At 70.1% G+C, this 21156-nt stretch carries 20 protein-coding genes; 6 read left to right on the forward strand and 14 right to left on the reverse strand.

All coding sequences use genetic code 11. From position 1 onward, the window contains the following. Positions 1-47: 47 nt before the first annotated feature. Positions 48-1937: a gamma-glutamyltransferase gene (gene ggt / locus WS78_RS17490; protein ID WP_059584346.1), complete on the forward strand. Its 1890-nt coding sequence runs from the start codon at positions 48-50 to the stop codon at positions 1935-1937. Between the two features lie 390 nt (positions 1938-2327). On the opposite strand, the gene WS78_RS17495 is transcribed toward ggt, so the two are convergent. Then, on the reverse strand, positions 2328-3239 hold the full coding sequence (locus WS78_RS17495) for a LysR family transcriptional regulator (protein WP_059584344.1): 912 nt from the start codon (positions 3237-3239) through the stop codon (positions 2328-2330). Between the two features lie 103 nt (positions 3240-3342). Between WS78_RS17495 and WS78_RS17500 the strand changes: the two genes are divergently transcribed. Continuing rightward, positions 3343-4332, forward strand: a complete 990-nt coding sequence (locus WS78_RS17500; RefSeq protein ID WP_059584342.1) for a zinc-dependent alcohol dehydrogenase family protein — start codon at positions 3343-3345, stop codon at positions 4330-4332. A 565-nt stretch (positions 4333-4897) separates the two neighbouring features. Here WS78_RS17500 and lipA read toward each other — a convergent pair. The 3 genes from lipA to WS78_RS17520 all read right to left on the reverse strand — a co-directional run bounded on the left by lipA (position 4898) and on the right by WS78_RS17520 (position 7066). Then, a complete protein-coding gene (gene lipA / locus WS78_RS17510) occupies positions 4898-5887 on the reverse strand; it encodes a lipoyl synthase (RefSeq protein WP_059584340.1) in 990 nt (329 codons plus the stop codon). Next, a complete protein-coding gene (lipB, locus tag WS78_RS17515) occupies positions 5880-6653 on the reverse strand; it encodes a lipoyl(octanoyl) transferase LipB (RefSeq protein ID WP_059584337.1) in 774 nt (257 codons plus the stop codon). The genes lipA and lipB overlap by 8 nt, the downstream gene beginning before the upstream one ends. A gap of 86 nt (positions 6654-6739) precedes the next feature. Then, the gene (locus tag WS78_RS17520) at positions 6740-7066 is read right to left on the reverse strand and encodes a DUF2917 domain-containing protein (RefSeq protein WP_059584334.1); all 327 of its coding nucleotides are present in this window, start codon (positions 7064-7066) and stop codon (positions 6740-6742) included. Between the two features lie 101 nt (positions 7067-7167). Here WS78_RS17520 and WS78_RS17525 point away from each other — a divergent pair, with 101 nt between their 5' ends. Then, positions 7168-8133 (forward strand): transcriptional regulator GcvA, encoded by a 966-nt coding sequence (locus WS78_RS17525; RefSeq protein WP_059584332.1) that lies wholly within the window; start codon positions 7168-7170, stop codon positions 8131-8133. Between the two features lie 10 nt (positions 8134-8143). Here WS78_RS17525 and WS78_RS17530 read toward each other — a convergent pair whose 3' ends face one another. The 3 genes from WS78_RS17530 to WS78_RS17540 all read right to left on the reverse strand — a co-directional run bounded on the left by WS78_RS17530 (position 8144) and on the right by WS78_RS17540 (position 10791). Continuing rightward, complete coding sequence (locus tag WS78_RS17530) at positions 8144-8452, reverse strand: HP0495 family protein (protein ID WP_009893214.1); 309 nt, start codon at positions 8450-8452, stop codon at positions 8144-8146. A gap of 30 nt (positions 8453-8482) precedes the next feature. Further along, a complete protein-coding gene (locus tag WS78_RS17535) occupies positions 8483-9394 on the reverse strand; it encodes a D-amino acid aminotransferase (RefSeq protein WP_059584401.1) in 912 nt (303 codons plus the stop codon). An 86-nt stretch (positions 9395-9480) separates the two neighbouring features. After that, entirely contained in the window at positions 9481-10791 is a 1311-nt protein-coding gene (locus tag WS78_RS17540) for a D-alanyl-D-alanine carboxypeptidase family protein (RefSeq protein ID WP_038755301.1), read from the reverse strand. Between the two features lie 25 nt (positions 10792-10816). Between WS78_RS17540 and WS78_RS37115 the strand changes: the two genes are divergently transcribed. Next, positions 10817-11074: a hypothetical protein gene (locus WS78_RS37115; protein ID WP_226377160.1), complete on the forward strand. Its 258-nt coding sequence runs from the start codon at positions 10817-10819 to the stop codon at positions 11072-11074. Between the two features lie 99 nt (positions 11075-11173). On the opposite strand, the gene WS78_RS17550 is transcribed toward WS78_RS37115, so the two are convergent. The 7 genes from WS78_RS17550 to WS78_RS17580 all read right to left on the reverse strand — a co-directional run bounded on the left by WS78_RS17550 (position 11174) and on the right by WS78_RS17580 (position 17079). Then, complete coding sequence (locus WS78_RS17550; RefSeq protein ID WP_059584330.1) at positions 11174-11818, reverse strand: alpha/beta hydrolase; 645 nt, start codon at positions 11816-11818, stop codon at positions 11174-11176. Positions 11819-11853: 35 nt separating this feature from the next. After that, positions 11854-12171, reverse strand: a complete 318-nt coding sequence (locus tag WS78_RS17555; RefSeq protein WP_038755308.1) for a (2Fe-2S) ferredoxin domain-containing protein — start codon at positions 12169-12171, stop codon at positions 11854-11856. 91 nt (positions 12172-12262) lie between these two features. Beyond that, positions 12263-13474, reverse strand: a complete 1212-nt coding sequence (locus WS78_RS17560; RefSeq protein WP_063889487.1) for a VanZ family protein — start codon at positions 13472-13474, stop codon at positions 12263-12265. 31 nt (positions 13475-13505) lie between these two features. Next, positions 13506-14144, reverse strand: coding sequence for an ABC-type transport auxiliary lipoprotein family protein (locus WS78_RS17565; RefSeq protein WP_038755310.1), 639 nt, complete (start codon positions 14142-14144; stop codon positions 13506-13508). 18 nt (positions 14145-14162) lie between these two features. Further along, positions 14163-15092 carry an MlaD family protein gene (locus tag WS78_RS17570; protein WP_059584326.1) on the reverse strand — a complete coding sequence of 310 codons (930 nt, stop codon included), beginning with the start codon at positions 15090-15092 and terminating at the stop codon, positions 14163-14165. Positions 15093-15115: 23 nt separating this feature from the next. Then, on the reverse strand, positions 15116-15958 hold the full coding sequence (locus WS78_RS17575) for an ABC transporter ATP-binding protein (RefSeq protein WP_059584324.1): 843 nt from the start codon (positions 15956-15958) through the stop codon (positions 15116-15118). Next, on the reverse strand, positions 15955-17079 hold the full coding sequence (locus WS78_RS17580) for an MlaE family ABC transporter permease (protein WP_038755306.1): 1125 nt from the start codon (positions 17077-17079) through the stop codon (positions 15955-15957). The genes WS78_RS17575 and WS78_RS17580 overlap by 4 nt, the downstream gene beginning before the upstream one ends. Before the next feature lie 311 nt (positions 17080-17390). On the opposite strand from WS78_RS17580, the gene WS78_RS17585 reads away from it, so the two are divergent. Continuing rightward, complete coding sequence (locus WS78_RS17585) at positions 17391-19454, forward strand: bifunctional 2',3'-cyclic-nucleotide 2'-phosphodiesterase/3'-nucleotidase (protein WP_059584321.1); 2064 nt, start codon at positions 17391-17393, stop codon at positions 19452-19454. Positions 19455-19958: 504 nt separating this feature from the next. Further along, positions 19959-20846, forward strand: a complete 888-nt coding sequence (locus WS78_RS17595) for a tetratricopeptide repeat protein (protein WP_038747156.1) — start codon at positions 19959-19961, stop codon at positions 20844-20846. Positions 20847-21156: the final 310 nt, after the last annotated feature.

Raw genomic sequence — 21156 nt, forward strand, 5'->3', positions numbered from 1 at the left:
TTTGCTGCTGCCGTCTGACGCCGTCCTTCCTTCGCACCGAGGTATTCATGACCGACCGGATTCGCCCGCGCTCGACCAGCCCGTGGGCGGGCGCGCTCGCCGCCGCCCTCCTCGCCGTCACCGCCGGCTGCGCGAACGCGCCCGGCTCGGGCGCGCGAAACGCCGCCGCCTCGGCCGCGCCGGCGTCGGCAACGGCTGAGGCTTCAGCGACGTCGGCCGCGGAATCGCCGGCCTCGCCCGCCGAGCTCTCGAGCTGGGTCGACAAGCCGGGCTGGACCGCGCAGCGCGACATGATCGCGGCCGCACATCCGCTCGCCGCGCAGGCGGGCCAGGAAATGCTGAAGGCGGGCGGCACGGCCGTCGATGCGGCAATCGCCGCGCAGATGGTGCTGATGCTCGTCGAGCCGCAAGCGTCGGGCATCGGCGGCGGCGCGTTCCTGCTGCACGCGGACGGCAAGAAGGTCGAGGCGTACGACGGCCGCGAGACCGCGCCCGCCGCCGCGACCGATCGACTCTTTTACGACGCGAACGGCAAGCCGCTGCCGCGCGCGGCGCTCGGCGCGCGCGCGGTCGGCGCGCCGGGCGTGCTGCGCATGCTCGAGCTCGCGCACCGCGCGCACGGCAAGCTGCCGTGGCGGCGCTTGTTCCAGCCCGCGATCCGGCTCGCCGAACAAGGCTTTCCGCTCGGCCCGCGGCTTGCGGCGGCGCTCGCGAACGATCCGTCGCTCGCGAGCGATCCGGCCGCGCGCGCGGTCTTCTACGACAAGAACGGCGCGCCGAAGCCGGCCGGCGCGACGCTGAAGAACCCCCAGCTCGCGGCGACGCTCAAGCTCGTCGCCGCGCACGGCGCGAACGCGTTCTACACGGGCGCGATCGCGCGCGACATCGTCGCGAAGGTGCGCCAGGCGCCGAATCCGGGCGTGCTGAGCGTGCAGGATCTTGCGCAATATCGCGCGAAAGTGCGCGAGCCGCTGTGCGCCGACTATCGCAAGTGGACCGTGTGCGGAATGCCGCCGCCGTCGGCGGGCGGGCTCGTCGTCGCGCAGATGCTCGGCCTGCTCGAGGCCCAGCCGGACTGGCGGCAGATCGGCGCGCAGAAGCCCGTGCGCAACGCGACGGGTGTCGAGCCGACGCCGTTCGCCGCGCATCTGTTCAGCGAGGCGGGGCGCCTCGCGTACGCGGATCGCGCGCAGTACGTCGCCGATCCGGATTTCGTCGCGCCGCCGGGCGGCAGCTGGAAGAGCCTCGTCGAGCGGCGCTACGTCGCCGAGCGCGCGCGCCTGATCGGCGATGCGAGCCTCGGCGGCGCGAGCGCCGGCTCGCCGTCCGGCCTGCCGCCCGCGTCGGCCGCCGATCGTGGTGCGGAGCCGGCGTCGGGATCGCAGATCACGGTCGTCGACCGCTACGGCAACGCGGTGTCGATGACGTCGACCCTCGACGCGCGCTTCGGCTCGCGGCTGATGGTGCGCGGCTTCCTGCTCAACAGCCAGGTGCTCGACTTCTCGCCCGTATCGGCCGAGCACGGCAAGCCGGTCGCGAACCGCGTGCAGCCGGGCAAGCGCGCGCGCTCGACGCTCGCGCCCGAGCTCGTGTTCGAGAAAGGCTCGCGGCGGCTGATGATGGCGCTCGGCTCGGCGGGCGGCGCGTCGACCGCGAACGATGTCGCGAAGACGCTCGTCGGCATGATCGATTGGGGCATGACGATGCAGCAGGCGATCGCGCTGCCGAACTTCGGCTCGCGCAACGGGCCGACCGAGCTCGAGAAGGGACGCGTGTCCGACGCGCTCGCCGACGCGCTGAAGGAGCGCGGGCACGACGTGCGCGTGGTCGAGCTGGGGTCGAGCCTGCAGGGAATCCAGCGGATCAATGTCGAGGGGCAGTCGGTGTGGTTCGGCGGTTCAGATCCGCGGCGCGACGGGGTGGTCGCGGGGGATTGAGCGCTTGACGGCGCTTCGAGCCGTGGTCGGGGCGCTCGCGCGCCGCGCCGTGCCGCATGCGGCTGCGGCCGGAGCCGCGTGGCGCGTCGGGGCCGCGGCGCTGGCCCGGCTCGCCGTAACGATGGGCGGGCGGCCCGGCCGGTCGCCCGTTGGCCGTCCAATCAGCGATCGCAGCCGCCCGGTGAATCGCCCGGTGAATCGCCCGGTGAATCGCCCGGTGAATCGCCCGGTGAATCGCCCGGTGAATCGCCCGGTGAATCGCCCGGTGAATCGCCCGTCGGAACGCAGCCATCATGCCGCCCCACCGTCTCGCATCGCGGCGTCGCGATACCACGCCGCCGCCCGAGCGCGCCACACCCCGCCGCCCCGCCCCTCCGATGCCTCAACCGCTCACGGCCGCCCGTCGCCCGGCGCGCCGCCGAACGTCGCGATCACGTAGTCGATGAAGCTTCGCAGCTTCGGCGTCGGCCGCCGGTCCGGCGAATACAGCAGGTGGATCGGCCGCGCGGGCGGCTCGTAGCCCGGCAGCAGCCGCACGAGCCGCCCCGCGGCGAGATCGTCGCCGACGAGCTCGGTCGGCTGCAGGATGATGCCGAGCCCGTCGAGCGCGGCCATCCGCAGCGCCGCGCCGTTGTTGACCGCGAGCCGGCTCCTCACGCGCACCGCCTGCTGCCCGTGCGCGCTCTCGAACGGCCATTCGAGCGCCGCCGGCTGCCCCGAATACGAAAACCCGAGGCATTCGTGCGCGGCCAGATCGGCGGGCTCGGCCGGCGTGCCGTGCTCGGCCAGGTACGCGGGCGACGCGCACAACACGAGCCGGTACGGCGCGAGCGGCCGCGCGATCAGCCTCGAATCGGCGAGCGGCGCGATGCGGATCACCGCGTCGTAGCCCTCGTCGACGACGTCGACGACGCGGTCGCTCAGCGTGAGATCGACCTGCACCTCGGGATATGCGCGCATGTACACCGCGAGCATCGGCATCAGGCAATGCACGCCGAAGCTGATCGGCGCGTTGATGCGCAACGTGCCGCGCGGCGCGGCCATCAGGTTCGCGGCGAGCGCGTCGACGGCCTGCGCTTCGGCCAGCACCGCGCGGCTGCGCTCGTAGAACGCGCGGCCGGCTTCGGTCAGGCTCTGGCGGCGCGTCGTGCGATTGATGAGCCGCATCCCGTAATGGGTCTCGAGAAAGCGCACGTGCTTGCCGACCATCTGCGACGACAGGCCGAGCGACTCGCCCGCCGCCGCGAACGAGCCCGTTTCCGCGGCCTTCACGAACACCGCCATGCTGGTGAGTCGATCCATGATTCGAAACCATTCGTTTCAATAGCTGATTCGACTATACGATTTATCGTCGAATCGGCGCGAATTATAGTGGCCTCACCGATTTTTCTCATGGAGATCCGACATGGCACGCATCGTACGCATCCATCAGACCGGCGGGCCCGACGTCCTGCGCTTCGACGAAATCGAGCCGGCGCCGCCGGGACCGGGCGAAATCGCGCTGCAGGTGAAGGCGCTCGGCCTGAACCGCGCCGAGTCGATGTTCCGCTCGGGGCACTACGTCGAGGCGCCGGTCTTTCCGGCGCGGCTCGGCTACGAGGCGGCGGGCGTCGTCAGCGCCGTCGGCTCCGGCGTGACGGGCTTCGCGGTCGGCGACGCGGTCAGCATCGTGCCGCCGCTGTCGATCACGCGCTGGGGCACGTACGGCGAAGTCGCGACGGTGCCCGCCGACCTGGCCGTCAAGCATCCCGCATCGCTCGGCTGGACCGAGGCGGCCGCCGTGTGGATGCAGTACGTGACCGCGTGGGGCGCGCTGATCGACCTCGCGCAGATCAAGCGCGGCGATGCGGTCGTCATCACCGCGGCGTCGAGCAGCGTCGGGCTCGCGGCGATCCAGATCGCGCGGATGGCCGGCGCGGTCGCGATCGCGACGACGCGCACCGACGCGAAGGCGCAGGCGCTGCGCGAGTTCGGCGCCGACCACGTGATCGTCACGCAGCGCGAGGATCTCGCCGCGCGCGTGCGCGAGATCACGGGCGGCGCGGGTGCGCGGGTCGCGTTCGATCCGGTCACGGGCCCGATGCTGCCGCAACTGGCCGACGCGCTCGCGTACGGCGGCATCGTGATCGAATACGGCGCGCTCGCCGCCGAGCAGGCGCCCTTCCCGCTGTTCGCCGTGCTCGGCAAGATGCTGAGCGTGCACGGTTACCAGTACAAGCGCGTTGTCGGCGACCCGGCGAAGCTCGACGCCGCGAAGCGCTTTGTGCTCGACGGGCTCGCGTCGGGCGCGCTCAAGCCGGTGATCGACCGTGTGTTCCCGCTCGACCGGATCGCCGACGCGCACCGCTATCTGGAATCGAACGAGCAGTTCGGCAAGATCGTCGTCGCGGTGTGACGGCGCCGAGCGTGCGTTGATGCTTCGTCAGGCGAAGCGGCGGTGGTGAGCGGCGAGCGACGAGCGGCGAGCGGTGTGCGGTGTGCGGTGTGCGGTGTGCGGTGTGCGGTGTGCGATGCGTGGTGCGCTGCGAGCGGCGTGCGACCTGTCGGCCGTTCCTCGTGCGCCGTCGACTTCGGACGCGAACGCTCGTCAACCGTGCATGCACACCACGCGCGCCGCTCACCATTCGCACCGCTGGCCGTCACGCCTCATCGGCGGCGCGCACGGGCTGCGTCGCGCACCCGCCCGACGCGAACCGCCGTTCGAACCGTGCGGCGACGAACGCGCGCACCCCATGCAATCGCCAGTCGGCGGTTGGCGGTTGGCGGTTGGCGGTTGGCGGTTGGCGGTTGGCGGTTGGCGGTTGGCGGTCGGCGGTCGGCAATCGGCAATCGGCAATCGGCGATCGCCAGTCGCCAGTCGCGCAAGCATAAAAAAAAACCCGCAGCCTTCGCCGCGGGTTTTCTTCATCCGGCCGCCGAACCACCGTCACTCGGTGCGGCGGCCCGCCAGCCCGCCGGGATCAAACCACCCCGGCGCCATGCGCCTGCAGATCGGCGTGATAGCTCGAGCGCACCATCGCGCCGACGGCCGCGTGCGTGAAGCCCATCTTGTACGCCTCTTCCTCGTACATCTTGAACGTGTCCGGATGCACGTACTCGCGCACCGGCAGGTGGTGATCGGACGGCTGCAGGTACTGGCCGATCGTCAGCATGTCGACGTCGTGCGCGCGCAGGTCGCGCATCACCTGCAGGATCTCGTCGGCCGTCTCGCCGAGGCCGACCATCAGGCCCGACTTCGTCGCGACGTCCGGATGCAGCGCCTTGAAATCCTTCAGGAGCTTCAGCGAATGCGCATAGTCCGAGCCGGGGCGCGCTTCCTTGTACAGGCGCGGCACCGTTTCGAGGTTGTGGTTCATCACGTCGGGCGGCGCGGCGTTCAGGATCGCGAGCGCGCGGTCGAGGCGGCCGCGGAAGTCCGGCGTCAGGATTTCGATGCGCGTTTGCGGCGACTGCTCGCGCACCTCGCGGATGCACTCGACGAAGTGGCCGGCGCCGCCGTCGCGCAGGTCGTCGCGGTCGACGCTCGTGATCACGACGTACTTGAGCTTGAGCGCGGCGATCGTGCGCGCGAGGTTCTTCGGCTCGTCGGCGTCGAGCGGATCGGGCCGGCCGTGGCCGACGTCGCAGAACGGGCAGCGGCGCGTGCACTTGTCGCCCATGATCATGAACGTCGCGGTGCCCTTGCCGAAGCACTCGCCGATGTTCGGGCAGCTCGCTTCCTCGCACACGGTATGCAGGTTGTGCTCGCGCAGGATCGTCTTGATCTCGGAAAAGCGCGAGCTGCCGGTAGCCGCCTTCACGCGGATCCAGTCGGGCTTCTTGAGCTTCTCGATCGGGACGATCTTGATCGGAATGCGCGCGGTCTTCGCCTGCGCCTTCTGCTTGGCGGTCGGATCGTATGCGGATGCGGCCGGTTCGGCGGGTGCGGGAGTAGCGGTAAGGTCAGTCATTCGATTGTTCCAGTGCCTGCTGCGGCGATGCGGCGGCCGCGGTTGCGCCGTCGAGGTTGGCGATCAGACGGCGCACGAGCGTCCGTGAGACTTCGTGCCAGTCGGCGGTCGCGCCGAGGCTTGCCATGTCGACCGTTTCGAGCCCCGCGTAGCCGCACGGGTTGATCGCGAGAAACGGGCGCAGATCCATCTTCACGTTCACGCTCAGCCCGTGATAGCTGCAGCCGTTGCGAATCTTGAGGCCGAGCGCAGCGATCTTCGCGCCCCGATGCGGCCCCGATTCCACGTAGATCCCGGGCGCGCCGGCCTTGCGGACCGACGCGAGATTATACGCCGCGAGCGTCTCGATCACGGCCTCCTCGATCCGCGTGACGAGGGTGCGCACCATCAGCTTGCGCCGCCTCAAATCGACGAGCAGATAAGCGACGATTTGCCCCGGGCCGTGGTAGGTGATCTGTCCGCCGCGGTCGACCTTCACGAGCGGCACGCCGCTGTCGGCGACGAGCAGGTGCGCGGGGTTGCCGGCCTGGCCGAGCGTGTAGACGGGCGGATGCTCGACCACCCAGATTTCGTCGTCGGTGTCCGGCGTGCGCGCGTCGGTGAACGAGCGCATCGCGTCGAAGCACGCTTCGTACGGCGTCTCGCCGAGCCAGCGGACCGTGACGGGCAGCGCGGACGATGGGCGGGCGCAGGCAGACGCGGCGGCGTCGGGCGCGGGGGGCGCGTCGGAGGCGGGAGGCACGATGGAAACCGGCGAGGCTGACATGGGCGGTAGTTTACCGAAAACCCATGCCCCTCGCCGGTGCCCGATGGAGACCGGCCGCGCGGCGGCGCGCGCCGGGCGGAGAATGCTCAGACCGTGCGCCACCCGTCGCGAAAGAGCGCGGCGAACCGCGCCGCGAGCCGCAACAGGCCGGACACGGCTGCCTGCTGCGGCGGCACCGCGATCGAGAACGACACGCACGCGCTCGCCGCGCCGTCGGCGCTCAGCCACAGGCGCTCGCCGCGCCGCAGCTTCAGCGTCTCGCCCGGAGACAGGAAATAATCGGCGATGTCGTTGCTGCGCGTCGCCCACACGGGCGCGCCGCGCACCGCAAGCCGCGTGCTGCGCGCGACCTTCATCGGCACCGTTTCGCCGGGCTGGATCTCGAACGTGATGCTTGAAGAAATCTCTCTCATGACAGCCTCCGCCAAAAATGCTCCAGTGGCTACAATCGTAGTGTGCATAAGGCTTTGCACAAAACGATCGATTTTCACGTGCTTGTGAGAAAAACTAACCGATGAGCGTCCGTCAACTGCCGATGCTGAACGCGCTGCGCGTGTTCGAAGCCGCCGCGCGGCACGAGAGCTTCTCGCGCGCGGCCGACGAGCTGTCCGTCACGCACGGCGCGGTCAGCCACCAGATGCGCGCGCTCGAAGCGGAGCTCGGCGTGCAATTGTTCGCGCGGCACGGCAAGCGGCTCACGCTGACGGACGCGGGCGGCCGCTACGCGCAGCAGGTGCGCGCCGCGCTGACGCTCCTCGCCGACGCGACCCGCGACATCCGCGCGACCGACCGCGACAAGCGGCTCATCGTGTCGACGCTGCCGTCGTTCGCCGCGCGCTGGATCACGCCGCGGATCGGCCCGTTCATCGAGCGGCATCCGGAAATCGATCTCGAATTGCGGGCGAGCGATGCGCTTGTCGACTTCGCGCGCGACGACGTCGACGTCGCGATCCGCTTCGGCTACGGCGTCTATCCGGGGCTGTACGTCGAGCCGCTCCTCGACGAGACGTTTTTTCCCGTCTGCGCGCCGGCGCTCAACGGCGGCGTGCTGCCCGAGACGCCCGCCGATCTCGTGCGCTACCCGCTGCTGCGCTCGGACGACGAGCTGTGGCGGCCGTGGTTCGACGCGGCGGGCCTCGACACGCTGACGGAGCCGAAGCGCGGCGTGCTGTATCAGGATTCGTCGAATCTGCTGCAGGCGGCGATCGACGGCCAGGGCATCGCGCTCGTGCGGCGCTCGCTCGCGGTGCCGGAGGTGGCGGCGGGAAGGATCGTGCGGCTGTTCGACATCGCGGGGCCGAGCCCGTGGCACTACTTCTTCGTGTGCCCGCCGTCGCTCGCGCAAACGCCGCGCGTGCAGGCGTTCCGGACGTGGCTGCTGGAGGAAATCGCGCGCTTCAAGGTGCTGTGCGCGACGCAGGAGGCGCAGCACGCGGCGGCCTACGCGGCCGCGCGTGCGCAAAGAAGGGAAAGGGACTAGCGGCCCGCCGTCACAGGACGACCTTCACCATCGGGTGGCCCGTCAGCGCGCGGTAGATGTTGTCGAGCTGCTCCTGGCTCGTCGCGCGCACGGTGATCGTGAGGCCCGTGTAGTTGCCGCCGCTCGACGCGCGCTCCTCGATCTTCTCGAGATCGATCTCGTTGTCGTGGACGCTCACGACCTTGAAGATCGTGTCCTTGAACTCCGGATGCGCGCGGCCCATCACCTTGATCGGGAAGTCGCACGGAAATTCGAGCAGCGTTTCCTTGGGCGTCGCGATTTCGCCCGTCAGCTCGACGGTCTTGTTCGGTTCGGTCATGTCGTTCTCCACGCGTCGGCGGCGGCCCGCTCAGACGCTTTCCATCTCGCGCGCCTTCGCGCGCTGGTACGCGGCGTACAGCGCCTCGAACACCGGCCCCGGCCGGCCGCCCTGCACGGGCAGATCGTCGAGCAGGGTCACGGGCAGGATTTCCTTCGTCGCCGACGTGAGCAGGATCTCGTCGGCCGCGCGCAGCTCCGCCTCGTTGATGTCGCGCGCGACGAAGCGTATCCCGCATTCGTCGGCGAGCTCCTCGACGAGCGAGTAGCGAATCCCTTCGAGGATCTTGTTGCTGCGCGGCGGCGCGATCAGCTCGCCGTTCTTCACGATCCACACGTTCGACGACGAGCCTTCCGTCACGTTGCCGTCGCGCAGCTGGATCGTCTCGATCGCGTCGTGCTCCGCCGCATGCTGCGCCATCAGCACGTTGCCGAGCAGCGACACCGATTTGATGTCGCAATGCAGCCACCGGCGGTCCTCGGCCGACGCGCAGCGCACGCCCTGCGCGCGCTGCGCGTCGGTCGGCAGTGCGAGCGGGCTCACCATCGCGAACACCGTCGGCACCGCGTTCGCCGGAAACGCGTGGCCGCGCTTCGCGACGCCGCGCGTCACCTGAATGTAGACGATCGCGTGCTGGCCGTCGCCGAGCGCCGCCGCGTTCGCGTCGACGAGCTGCGCGACGAGCGCGCGCCAGCCCGCCTCGTCGTGCGGATCGGCGATGCCGATCCTCTTCAGGCTGCGCGCGAGCCGCGCGAGATGCTGCGCGATCCGGAACGGCGCGCGGCGCGCGCCGTCCGCGTAGATCGGCACGACTTCGTACACGCCGTCGCCGAAGATGAAGCCGCGGTCGAGCACCGGCACGCGCGCTTCGGCGAGCGGCACCAGCGCTTCCTGCGATGCGATGCTCAGATAGACGATCGGTTCGATGTCGGCTTGACTCATGACGTTCAACGGCGGTGGAAATCGTGACGAAGGGCAAGGGTTGCCTGCGGGCCGGGTTCGCCCCGGCCCGCAGGCATGCGGACAGCTTACTTCTTTTTGCTGAACATCAGCAGGATCGAATCCCAGATGCGGCCGAAGAGGCCCGCTTCCGGCACCGGCTGCAGCGCGACGACCGGGAATTCCGCGACCGTCTTGCCGTCGGCGACGAGCTTCACCGAGCCGACCGCCTGGCCGTCCGCGAGCGGCGCGATGAGCGGCGCGTTCAGCGCGACTTCCGGCTTCACCTTGTCCGCCAGGCCGCGCGGCACGGTGATGAACTGATCCTTCTTCACGCCGACCTGCACGTTGTTGCTCTTGCCCTTGTAGACGCGCGGCGTGTCAATCGGCTGGCCGGCCTTGTACAGACGCACCGAATCGAACGCGGTGTAGCCGTAGTTCAGCATCTTCATGCTGTCCTGCACGCGGTCGCTTTCCTTCGTCTCGCCCATCATCACGGTGACGAGGCGGCGCGTCGCGTCGGCCGCGCCCGGCAGCGAGCGCTTCGCCGACGCGATCAGGCAGTAGCCCGCCGCCTGCGTGTGGCCGGTCTTCAGGCCGTCGACGGTCGGATCGAGCCACAGCAGGCGGTTGCGGTTCGGCTGCTTGATGTTGTTGTACGCGAATTCCTTCACCGAGAAGATGCTGTAGTAGTCGGGATAATCGCGGATCAGGTGCGTCGACAGCTTCGCGAGGTCGCCCGCCGTCGTGTAGTGGTTCGGGTCGGGCATCCCGTTCACGTCGGCGAAGTGCGTGTTCGCCATCCCGAGGCGCTGCGCCTCGGCGTTCATCATGTTGACGAACTGCGCCTCGCTGCCGCCGACGAGCTCGGCGAGCGCGATCGCGGCGTCGTTGCCCGACTGGATGATCATCCCGTAGACGAGGTCGTGCACGCTGACGGGCTTGTTCGCCTCGATGAACATCCGCGACTCGTCGCGGCCGACGCGGCGCACCGCCTCGCTCGGCGTGACGATCTGCTCCATCGTGATCTTCTTCGCGTCGAGCGCCTCGAACACGAGGTACGCCGTCATCAGCTTGGTGAGCGACGCCGGCTCGACGCGCTCGTCGGCGTTGCCCGATGCGAGCACCTGATTGCTCGACGCGTCGACGAGCACCCACGAGCGCGCGTTCACGCCGGGCGGCGGCACCGCGCCCGGCACGTACGTGGCGGGCGCGCCCGTCGGCGCGGCGGCGGGCGCGGCGGCCGCGTGCTTCGCCTTCGCGGCGGGCTTGGCCTGCGCGACGGCGATCGTCGACACGAGCGCGGCGGGCAGCACGACGCCGAGCGCGACGTTACGCGCGGCGACGGCAATGGCGGTGGAGGAAGCGAGTGACGTGAGGCCGAGGGAAGACAGACGCATATCGATTCAGGCTGATGGCAGAAATGTGCAGCGCGCACGGGGCGCGCGGTTGAAAGGCCGGGCGGCGGCGTTCCTGCGGCATTTCTGGGAAGGAAGGCTCGCGAAACGCGCCGATTGGACAGGCGGCGGCGCAATCGGTTCGCAGAGCGAAAAGCGGCGCGGCGGCCTGCACGGCGCATCGGACGTCCGTGCGGACGGGCCGACGCAAAACCCGGCCATTATACGGAAGTTCGCCGCGGCGCTTTTCGGGATTGGGGAGCTTGCCGCGCGGCGGGCGGTGTGATGCGGTTGCGCCGGGCCGGCCTATCGGGCGAGCGCCGGCCGGCTGACGGGCGATCGCCGCCGGCGCGAGCGACGATCGCGGCGCGCGTCAGCGTCAGCGTCAGCGCCACGCGCCGACGACGACGCGCTTCAGGATATGCAGCTTGCGATGGAAGAAATGCTCGGCGCCCGGAATCACGACGACGGGCAGCTCCTGCGGCCGCGCCCAATCATAGACCGACGCGATCGGCACCGTGTCGTCGTTTTCGCCGTGGATCACGATCGTATCCTCCGGCACGTCGGCGACCTGCCAGCGGCTCGCCGCCGTGCCGACGAACACCATCCGCTCGATCGCCTGTCCGGCGTCGCGCAGCCGCTTGCCGACGTGCGACAGCACGAACGTGCCGAACGAGAAGCCCGCGAGCACGATCGGCAGATCCGCGTGCCCGGGCAGCGTGCGCATGTGCGCGAGCACCGCGAGCAGATCGTCGACTTCGCCGACGCCGTCGTCGTGCTCGCCTTGCGTCGCGCCGACGCCGCGAAAATTCGAGCGGATCACCGCGTAGTTCAACTGGACGAAGATGCGCGCGAGCGTCTGCGCGACCTTGTTGTCCATCGTGCCGCCGAAGAGCGGATGCGGATGCGCGACGAGCGCGATCCCGCGGGGCGCGGCCGAGCCGTCGCGCACGGCGTCGGGCAGGTCGATCGCGATCTCGATGTGGCCGACGGGGCCGGCGATCAGGGATTTCTGGGTGTAGGCGTTCATGCTGCTGCGTGCGGGGCGATTCGAAAAAACGGGGCTCAGATTCTCAGGCGCTCGACGACCTGGCCGTCGCGCAGATGCGATTCGACGATCTCGTCGATGTCGTTCTTGTCGACGTACGTGTACCAGGTGCCCTCCGGATAGACGACGATGACGGGGCCTTCCTCGCAGCGGTCGAGGCAGCCCGCCTTGTTGACGCGCACCTTGCCCGCGCCCGCGAGGCCGAGCTCCTTGACGCGCTTCTTCGCGTACTCCTGCATGTCCTGCGCGCCGCAGTTCGCGCAGCTCGGGCGCTCGGCGCCCTTTTCGCGCTGGTTCAGGCAGAAGAAGACGTGGTGTTGGTAGTAGGGTTCCATGATGTGGCTCATTGCGTGCGGGCGCCGCGTGAGCGACCGGCGTTATCGGACAGAAGCGATCGGACGGATTCGGCAGGCGAGTCGTGGCCGATTATAGCGACCGGCGCCGTTTGCCGCTGACGCCGCGCGCGGCGCGCGACGCGCGCCTCGCGAGCCACGCGCGTTCCGCGCGGCCGGCGAGCCAGACGAGCGCCGCATAGGGCCAAATCCACGCGAGCCAGCGCGCGATGCTGTTGAAGTGCACGTAGCGGCCCTGCTGCCAGCCGGACAGCGCGAAATCGAAGAACGGATTGACGGGCAGCACGTTGACGAGCGCGAGCGCGACGGCGAGCGCCGCCGCGGCGAGCGACGCGCGCCACGCGCCCGGCAGCCGCAGCGCGACGAGCGCGGCGGCGAGCCCCGCCGCGATGCCGCGCAGCGCGCCGGGGCTCGCCCAGTCGAACACGAGGCCCGTGTGCGACTGCATGAAGGTCGCGGCCGCCTTCAGCGCGAGCGCGAACGCGGTGAAGCCGACGACGAGCCGCACGCGCGGCGCGCGCTCGCGCATCGCGAGCGACGCAACCGCGAGCGACGCGAACAGGCCGAGCGCGGCGAGCAGCGTTTCCCACGCGGAATCGGACAGCAGGCCGTCGAGCCGGTCCGGCCACGCGGGCAGATTCCAAGCGTTCGGCGCCCATGCGAGGAGCGCGCCGCGCATCGACACGTCGGCGCTCTCCCAGAGCTCGCTCGGCCAATCGCCGATGCCGAACAGGAACGGCGACGGAAACAGGATCGCGCCTGCCCACAGCGCGGCGAGAAAGAGCGGCGTCGACGCATCGCGCTCGAACCACGCGAAGCGCACGCGCCGCACGGCGCCGCGCTCGATCAGCGCGGTCGCGGCGGGCGCGGCCGCCGCCGCGCCGACGAGCGCGCCGAGCGCATTCGCCGCGAGATCGAGGTTCGACGACACGCGCGTCGGCAGATAGGTCTGCAGCGCCTCCATCGCGCCCGACAGCAGCGCGCCCGACAGCATCGCGACGAGCACGGCCGGCACGCCGCGCAGCGGATAGAGCGCGAGCACCGCGAGCGCGCCGAACGGCAGATAGCCGATCACGTTGGTGACGACGTCGAACGCGGTCAGATAGCGCGGCAGCGGCGCGAGCAGATAGTCGAACGGGCCGATGCCGAGCGAGCGCCAGCCCGTGAACGGATAGAGCGACGCATAGACGACGAGCGCCGCGTAGACGGCGAACGCCTGACGCGCGAGCGTCGAATGGCGGCGCTGCCGGCGCGCGGCGGGGGTCATCTCGGCGGCGCCGCGCACGGCGCGGCAAGCGCGGCGTGCGCGGCGGCGTTCATGGCGCGGCGGCGTACGCCTGGACGCCGAGCCACGCGACGAGCTGCGCGACGAGATCGTCGCTCGCCGCGGCAAGCGCCTGCGCGCCGCCCGCCGCATCCGGCGTGCTCGCCGGCGCGCGCGACACGAACGTGCGCTGGCCGAGCACCCGGCCTTCCTGCGTGAGCGTCGCGCGCGCGGTGACGGCCGCGTGGCTCTCCGAGCGGCCGTCGAACACCTGCTCGAACTCGGACAGCTCGACCTTCAGCACGGGCGCGCGCACGCTGTCCTCGCCCTCGAGCACCGCGCCGCGCCGCGACAGCGCGCCGCGCAGCCGCTGCGTCAGTAGTTGCGCGGGCGGCGCCGTCCATTTGCTGTCGCGGTAGACGGCGATCCGCTGCGCGTCCGAATACGCGAGCCGATAGACGAAGCGCTCCGAGTTGAGCGCGTCGGGCGCGCTCACGTCGAGCACCTTGAGCGCGGGCGCCGTGCCCGCCGTCGCGGCCGGCTGCGCCGGACCGAGATCGTAGCGGATGTTCGAGAGCGCGGCGGGCGTTCCCGCGCAGCCGCTCAGGCTCGCGATCGCGAGCGCCGCGGCGAGCGCGAGCGCCGGGCGGCCGCGGCGGAGGAAAAAACCTGACGTGTAGTGTGCGTGCATCGCGAATTCCAAGAAAACTTACTGGGCGGGCGCGGCGCCCGGCCACATGAATCCCGACTCGCCCGGACCGGGCTCGGCCGCCGGCGTGCCGAACAGCAGGCTGCGCGGATTGCGGCCGACGTCGCCCGCGACATCCTTCAGCGTGCGCGATGCGTCGCCGACGTTCGTCGCGAGCGCGTTGAAGCGCGGCAGCGTGTCGTAGCGCACGCGCGCGCTCAGCTCGGCGAGCGTGTCGTTCATCGACACGAGCGCCTGCCCCGCGCGGTTCAGGTTCGCGACGAACGGCCCGCCCGGCGCGACGAGCGCGTCCGCCGATTCGAGCGCGTGGTTCACGTGCGCCATCGTCTGCGGCATTTGCGCGAGCGCGGGCTCGACCTGCTTCGACAATTGGGTGACGCCGTCGGCCGCATGCTGCATGCTCGCCGCGGTCGCCTTCAACTGGTCGCGCATCTCGGGCGACAGCATCTCGTTGACGCTCTTCGCGGCGATCTCCATCTGCTTGAGCAGCACGTCGCCGCGCTGCTGGAGCTGGTCGAACAGACTCGGGCGCATCGGAATCTGCGCGACCGTCTTCGCCGACGTCGGCAGCGGCGCCTGATCGGCGCCCGTGTCGTCGAGCTGCACGAACGCGATGCCCGTCACGCCCTGGAAGCCGAGGCTGCCGAACGTCGAGCGCGTGATCGGCGCGTTCGTGTCGACGAGAATGCGGATCACGATCTCGCCCGGATGCCCGCGGTCGAAGTTGATCGACTGCACCTTGCCGACGTCGAGCCCGCGATAGCGGACGGCCGCGTCGGGAAAGAGCCCGGTCACGCTCGAGCGCGACACGAGATCGTAAGGCACGCGCACCGTCCGATCGACGTTGAACCAATAGACCGCCCCGACGATCGCGAGCAGCAGCCCGATCGTGAAGAGGCCGGCCCAGAACGCGTGTGATTTGTTTTCCATGCTGGGGTTCCCTCGTGTTCGTACTAAAGCTCGGCGTCCGAAGGCGCCGGTTCGAGCGCCGCCTTCGGCAGGCGCGCGCGCCGCGCGGGCGGCAGCGCCTGCAGCGCGCGGCGTCCGCGCCGGCCGAGAAAGTATTCGCGGATGAACGGATGATCGACGCCCGCCGCGTCTTCGACGGGCGCGGCGACGAGCACCTTGCGCTCCGCGATCACCGCGACGCGCGTCGACAGCGCGACCATCGTATCGAGATCGTGCGTGACCATCACGACGGTCAGGCCGAGCGTGCGATGCAGCGTCGCGATCAGCTCGACGAACTCGTCGGACGCGCCGGGATCGAGCCCCGCCGTCGGCTCGTCGAGGAACAGCAGCTCGGGCTCGAGCGCGATCGCGCGCGCGATCCCGACCCGCTTGACCATCCCGCCCGACAGCGCGGCCGGCATCTTCGACGCGTGCTTGCACGGCAGCCCGACCATCTCGAGCTTGAGCATCACGATGTCGTGCAGCAGATCCTCCGGCACGCGGCCGAGCTCGCGCAGCGGCTGCGCGACGTTGTCGAACACGGTCAGCGACGAGAACAGCGCGCCGTGCTGGAACAGCATGCCCGAGCGGCTGCGCATCACGCGCGCGGTGTCGGCGTCGATCTTCGACGTGTCCTGGCCGAACACCTCGATCGTGCCGGAGCTCGGCCGCTCGAGGCCGAGGATCTGCCGCACGAGCGTCGTCTTGCCCGAGCCCGAGCCGCCGACGATCGACACGATCTCGCCCGCGCGCACGTCGAAATCCAGATGCTCGTGGACGACGTTGCGCCCGTAGCGCTTCGTCAGGTCGCGCACCTCGATCACGAAATCGTCGTCGCGCGCGTTCATCCGAGCCCCACGTTCTGGAAGAGGATCGCGAACACCGCATCGGCGAGGATCACGACCGTGATCGACGTGACGACGGAAGTCGTCGTCCCTTCGCCGAGGCTCTGCGAATTCGCCTTGATCCGGAAGCCGAAGTGGCACGCGACGAGCGCGATCAGCATCCCGAACACGACGCCCTTGCCGAGCCCGATGAACACGTTCGCGATCGGCACGACGGACGGCAGCGAGCGCACGAAGAAGTTCAGGTCGATGCCGAGCACGAACTTCGCGGCGAGCGCGCCGCCCGCGAGCGCGATGATGTTGGTCCACATCACGAGCAGCGGCATCGCGACGCCGAGCGCGAGCACGCGCGGCAGCGTGATCCGCAGGCCGTGCGGAATGCCCATCACGCGCATCGCGTCGAGCTCCTCCGTCACGCGCATCACGCCGATCTGCGCGGTGATCGCGGAGCCCGAGCGGCCAGCGACGAGGATCGCCGACAGCACCGGCCCGAGCTCGCGAATCACCGAGAGGCCGAGGATGTTGACGATGTAGCGGTTCGCGCCGAAGAGCTGCAGCTGCTGCGCGGACAGATACGACAGCACGATGCCGATCAGGAACGCGACGAGCGCCGTGATCGGCAGCGCCTTCGCGCCCGCCGCGTAGACGTTCGCGGAGATCTCGGTCCACGGCATCGTGCGCGGCCGGCGCAGCACCGACAGCAGATCGACGATCAGGCCGCCGAGCAGCGCGATGCCGCCGTACAGGTGTTCGCCGAACGTGAAGAGGCCCTGGCCGAAGCGCGTGACCGGATCGATCCGCACGACGGGCTCGGGCGCCTCGCGGCTCTCGTCGAGCCGTTCGATGCGCTCGAACACGGTCCGCTGATTGTCGGTGAGCGCGATCCCGGCGGGCAGCTTGCGGCCCCACACGCGCCAGAGCGCCTGGCCGCCGACGTGGTCGAGCCGGTCGACGCCGGACAGATCCCACGCGCCGACCGGCTCCTTCGCGAGCCGTGCGATGCGGCGCGCGACGTTGCCGCGGTCGCGCGCGAGCGCGAGCGCCGTCCACTGGCCGGACAGGCGCACGGTCGAACCTTGGCTGCCGGCATCGACCGACAGGCCGGGAGGTGTCTGGAAGTCCAAAGGGCGATTTCGCAAAACGGTGACAGAGGCCATTGTAGCGAACCGCTTCGCCGCGCGAAGTCTCGTTTCGCCCGCGCGCGCGGCGCGGCCGGGCGTCGCGCGCGCACGCGGCGCGCGGCCCGCGCCGGCCGCTCCCGCGCCGCGCAAGCTTCCGGTATGCTTTCCGCGCGCCTTCCGGTTGGCCGTCCAAGCGCTTTCATTCTTCGGTCACGTTTCCTTTCGATACTCTCACGCGCTGGATGCCAGGCCGCCGGCGCATGCGCCGCTCACGCCATCCCCGGCTCAACGGAAACAGAACAGGAACAATCCCGATGCCCTTCCCCTCGCGTTTTCGCCGGCGGCTCTCGGCCGCCGCCCTCGTCGCATGCGCGGCGCTCGTCGCCGGCTGCAACGATGACGTCGATTCGACGCCGCCCGCCTCGTCCGGCGCGCCCACGCCCGCCGGCGCGAAGGCCACGCTCGCCGTGCTCGAGACGACCGATCTGCACACGAACGTGCTGTCGTACGATTACTTCAAGCTCGCCGCCGACAAGTCGCTCGGCTTCGAACGCGTCGCGACGCTGATCGCGCAGGCGCGCGCGCAGTATCCGAACACGCTCCTCCTCGACAACGGCGACACGATCCAGGGCACGGCGCTCGCCGATTATCAGGCGCTCGTGAAACCCGTGCCGTGCGGCAGCGCGCTCGCGATCTACAAGGTGATGAACGCGGCGAAATTCGACGGCGGCGGCATCGGCAATCACGAATTCAACTACGGGCTGCCGTACCTGTCGCAGGTGACGGGCAACACGTTCGCCGTCGACGGCCTGCCCGACCCGGCGCAGCAGAAGAAATGCGCGGGCCCGAACTTCCCGCAGGTGCTCGCGAACGTGATCAGCGCGAAGACGAACGCGCCGCTCTTCACGCCGTACACGATCCTCACGAAGACCGTCGCCGCGACGGCGCCGGACGGCCGCGCGATCACGGCGCCCGTGAAGATCGGCATCATCGGCTTCACGCCGCCCGCGATCATGAGCTGGGACAAGCGCTGGCTCGACGGCAAGGTCTACACGACGGGCCTGAAGGAAGCGGCCGAGAAGTACATCCCCGAAATGCGCGCGAAGGGCGCGGACCTCGTCGTCGCGATCTCGCACGGCGGCCTCGACAACTCGCCGTATTCGCCGACGATGGAAAACGGCAGCTGGTGGCTGTCCACCGTGCCCGGCATCGACGCGATGCTGATCGGCCACTCCCACCAGGTGTTCCCGGACGCGGCGAGCACGATCGCGCAGTTCAACCTGCCGGGCGTCGACAAGGCGAAGGGCACGGTCAACGGCGTGCCCACCGTGATGGCGAACTACTGGGGCAAGCATCTCGGCGTGATCAAGCTCGGCCTCGCATTCGACGGCAAGAAGTGGAGCGTCGACCCATCGCAGACGACCGTCGAGGCGCGCTCGATCCAGAATCCGGACAAGAGCTACGTCGACGCGGACCCGTCCGTCGCCGCGGCGATCGCGGCCGAGCATCAGGCGACGATCGATTACGTGAAGACGCCGATCGGCGGCACCGACTACCGGATGACCAGCTATTTCGCGGACGTCGGCGACCCCGGCGCGATCCAGATCGTCAACGAGGCGCAGGCCGACTACGTCGCGAGCTACGTCGTGGCGAACCTGCCGCAGTACGCGTCGCTGCCGGTGCTGTCGGTGAGCGCGCCGTTCAAGAGCGGCTTCGGCGGCGGCACGGACTTCACCGACGTCGCGGCGGGCGCGCTCGCGATCAACAACGCGGCCGATCTCTATCTGTACCCGAACACCGTCTACGCGGTGAAGGTGAGCGGCGCCGACATCAGGAACTGGCTCGAGACCGCGGCGAAGCGCTTCAACACGATCGATCCGACGAAGGCGACCGCGCAGAAGCTCGTGAGCAGCTTCCCCGGCTACAACTTCGACATGTTCACGTCCGCCGATCTGCGCTACGAGATCGACGTGACGCAGGCGGTGGGCAGCCGGATCAGGAACCTGACTTACAAAGGCGCGCCGATCGATCCGAACGCGCAGTTCATCGTCGCGACGAACAATTATCGCGCGAGCGGCGGCGGCAACTTCCCGGGCCTCGACGGCAGCAAGACGATCTTCGCGTCGCCCGACGCGAACCGCGACGTGCTGATCGCGTACATCAAGAAGCGCGGCCAGCTCACGCGCGCGGCCGACGGCATGCAGCGGAGCTGGCGCTTCACGAAGCTCGCGGGGTCGGTCGCGCACGTGCAGTTCGCGTCGGCGCCGAACCTCGTCGCGCTCGCGAACGCGGCAGGCGTCGCGGGCATCACGCAGATCGCGGCCGACGATGGCTCCGGCAAGGGACTCGCGACCTACGAGATTGATCTGACGCAATGACGAAGCGCGAGGGGCGGGACGGGCGCGGACCGGGACGGGCGCGAAGCAGCCGACGGCGGCCGCGATTCGCGCGACCGCGACGCGCGAATCGTGCGGCTCGCGGTTCGCGGTTCGCGGTTCGCGGTTCGCGGTTCGCGGTTCGCGGTTCGCGGTTCGCGGTTCGCGGTTCGCGGTTCGCGGTTCGCGGTTCGCGGTTCGCGGTTCGCGGTTCGCGGTTCGCGGTTCAAAGTGTAAATGCGAAGTGCGAATGCGAAATGAGAAATGCGATGGCGATATGCGGTTCGCATCGAGCGCCGCGCGATGCGCGCCATGCGCCGGTGCGTGCGAACCGGCCGCCTCGCCGCATGCGCTTCGCCATCTCGTTTTGCTCTCTCGTTTTGCTCCCTCGTTTCGCCCCCTCGCTTCGCTCACTCCGTCTCGCCGCGCCCGCACCGCCCGCGCCCCGCGCGCCCCTGGAGCGCCGGGCGCTGCCCCGCTCGCCAACCATGAAACCGACTCACTTCGATGATGAATGCAACCAAGAACCTGATCTCGACACGCGTCACGACGCCGCCCGGTGACGCGCCGCGCCCGTCGCCGCGGCAGCGCCTGCTGCGCGCGACGCTGTCGCCCGTCGGCATGCTCGCCGTCGCGGCGGCGCTGGCGGCGGGCGTCGCCGTGGCGGACCGGCTCGAGCATCCGGCGCCCGGCGCGCAGTCCGTCACGCGCGCGCAGCTCGACGAATGGCGCGCGATGGTCGAACAGGCGGCCGAGCCGCGCGCGCTCGGCCGCCTTCGCGCGCTCGCGCAGCGCGGCTCGGCCGACGCGCAGTCGGCGCTCGGCCTCGCGCTCGTCGGCTCGCGCGATCTCGCGCTGCGCGACGAAGGCATGCGCTGGCTCGAAACGGCCGCGCGCGCGGCGCCGCTCGGCAGCGCGCCGACGAGCGCCGGCGTGCGCGACGCGCGCCTCGCGCTCGGCAAGGCATGGCTGCTCGGCACGGGCGGCGCCGCGCGCGACTACCCGCGCGCGCTTGCGATGCTGCGCCCGCTCGCCGCCGTGGGCGATCCGAACGCCGCGTACTACGTCGGCCTCATCTACCGCAGCGGCTACGGCACGCCCGCCGATCCCGCCGAGGCGGCCCGCTGGTTCGAGCTCTCGGCCCGCCACGACATACCGGCCGCGCAATTCATGCTCGCGAACGCGTACCGCGACGGCAGCGGCGTGCGCCGAGACGAGGCGCGCGCGCTCGCGCTGTACCGGCAGGCCGCCGACCGCGAGCTGCCGGAAGCGGTGCAAACGCTCGCGATCGCGTACCGCAACGGCGAACTCGGGCTGCCGCGCGACCCCGACGCGTTCCACGCGCAATGGATCGAGGCCGCGCACGCGCTCAAGCACCCGGCGCTCGCGCCTTGATCGAACGAATGCCTTGAACGGGCGCGGCGGCGGGCCACGGGAACCCGCCGTCGCGCGGATGCGGCGGATGCGCCTGCCGCCACGCGAACACACGAACGCGCAAACACGCAGGCGCGCACGCGCGCTTTACGCCCCTCCGCCCAGCCGATCGCGCTGCCCGCCGCGCGAACTCCGCCCCCCAAAAAACGAAGCGATCGACGAATTCAAAAAGAGGCGCGCGAGACGATCGTGTACGAATACGCATGGCGGCCGAACCACGCATTTCGGCCGCGCTTGCCTTCCGGCGAGCCACCCCGTTTACGCGAAGCCC

The organism is Burkholderia savannae (assembly GCF_001524445.2).
GTDB classification, from domain to species: Bacteria; Pseudomonadota; Gammaproteobacteria; order Burkholderiales; family Burkholderiaceae; genus Burkholderia; species Burkholderia savannae.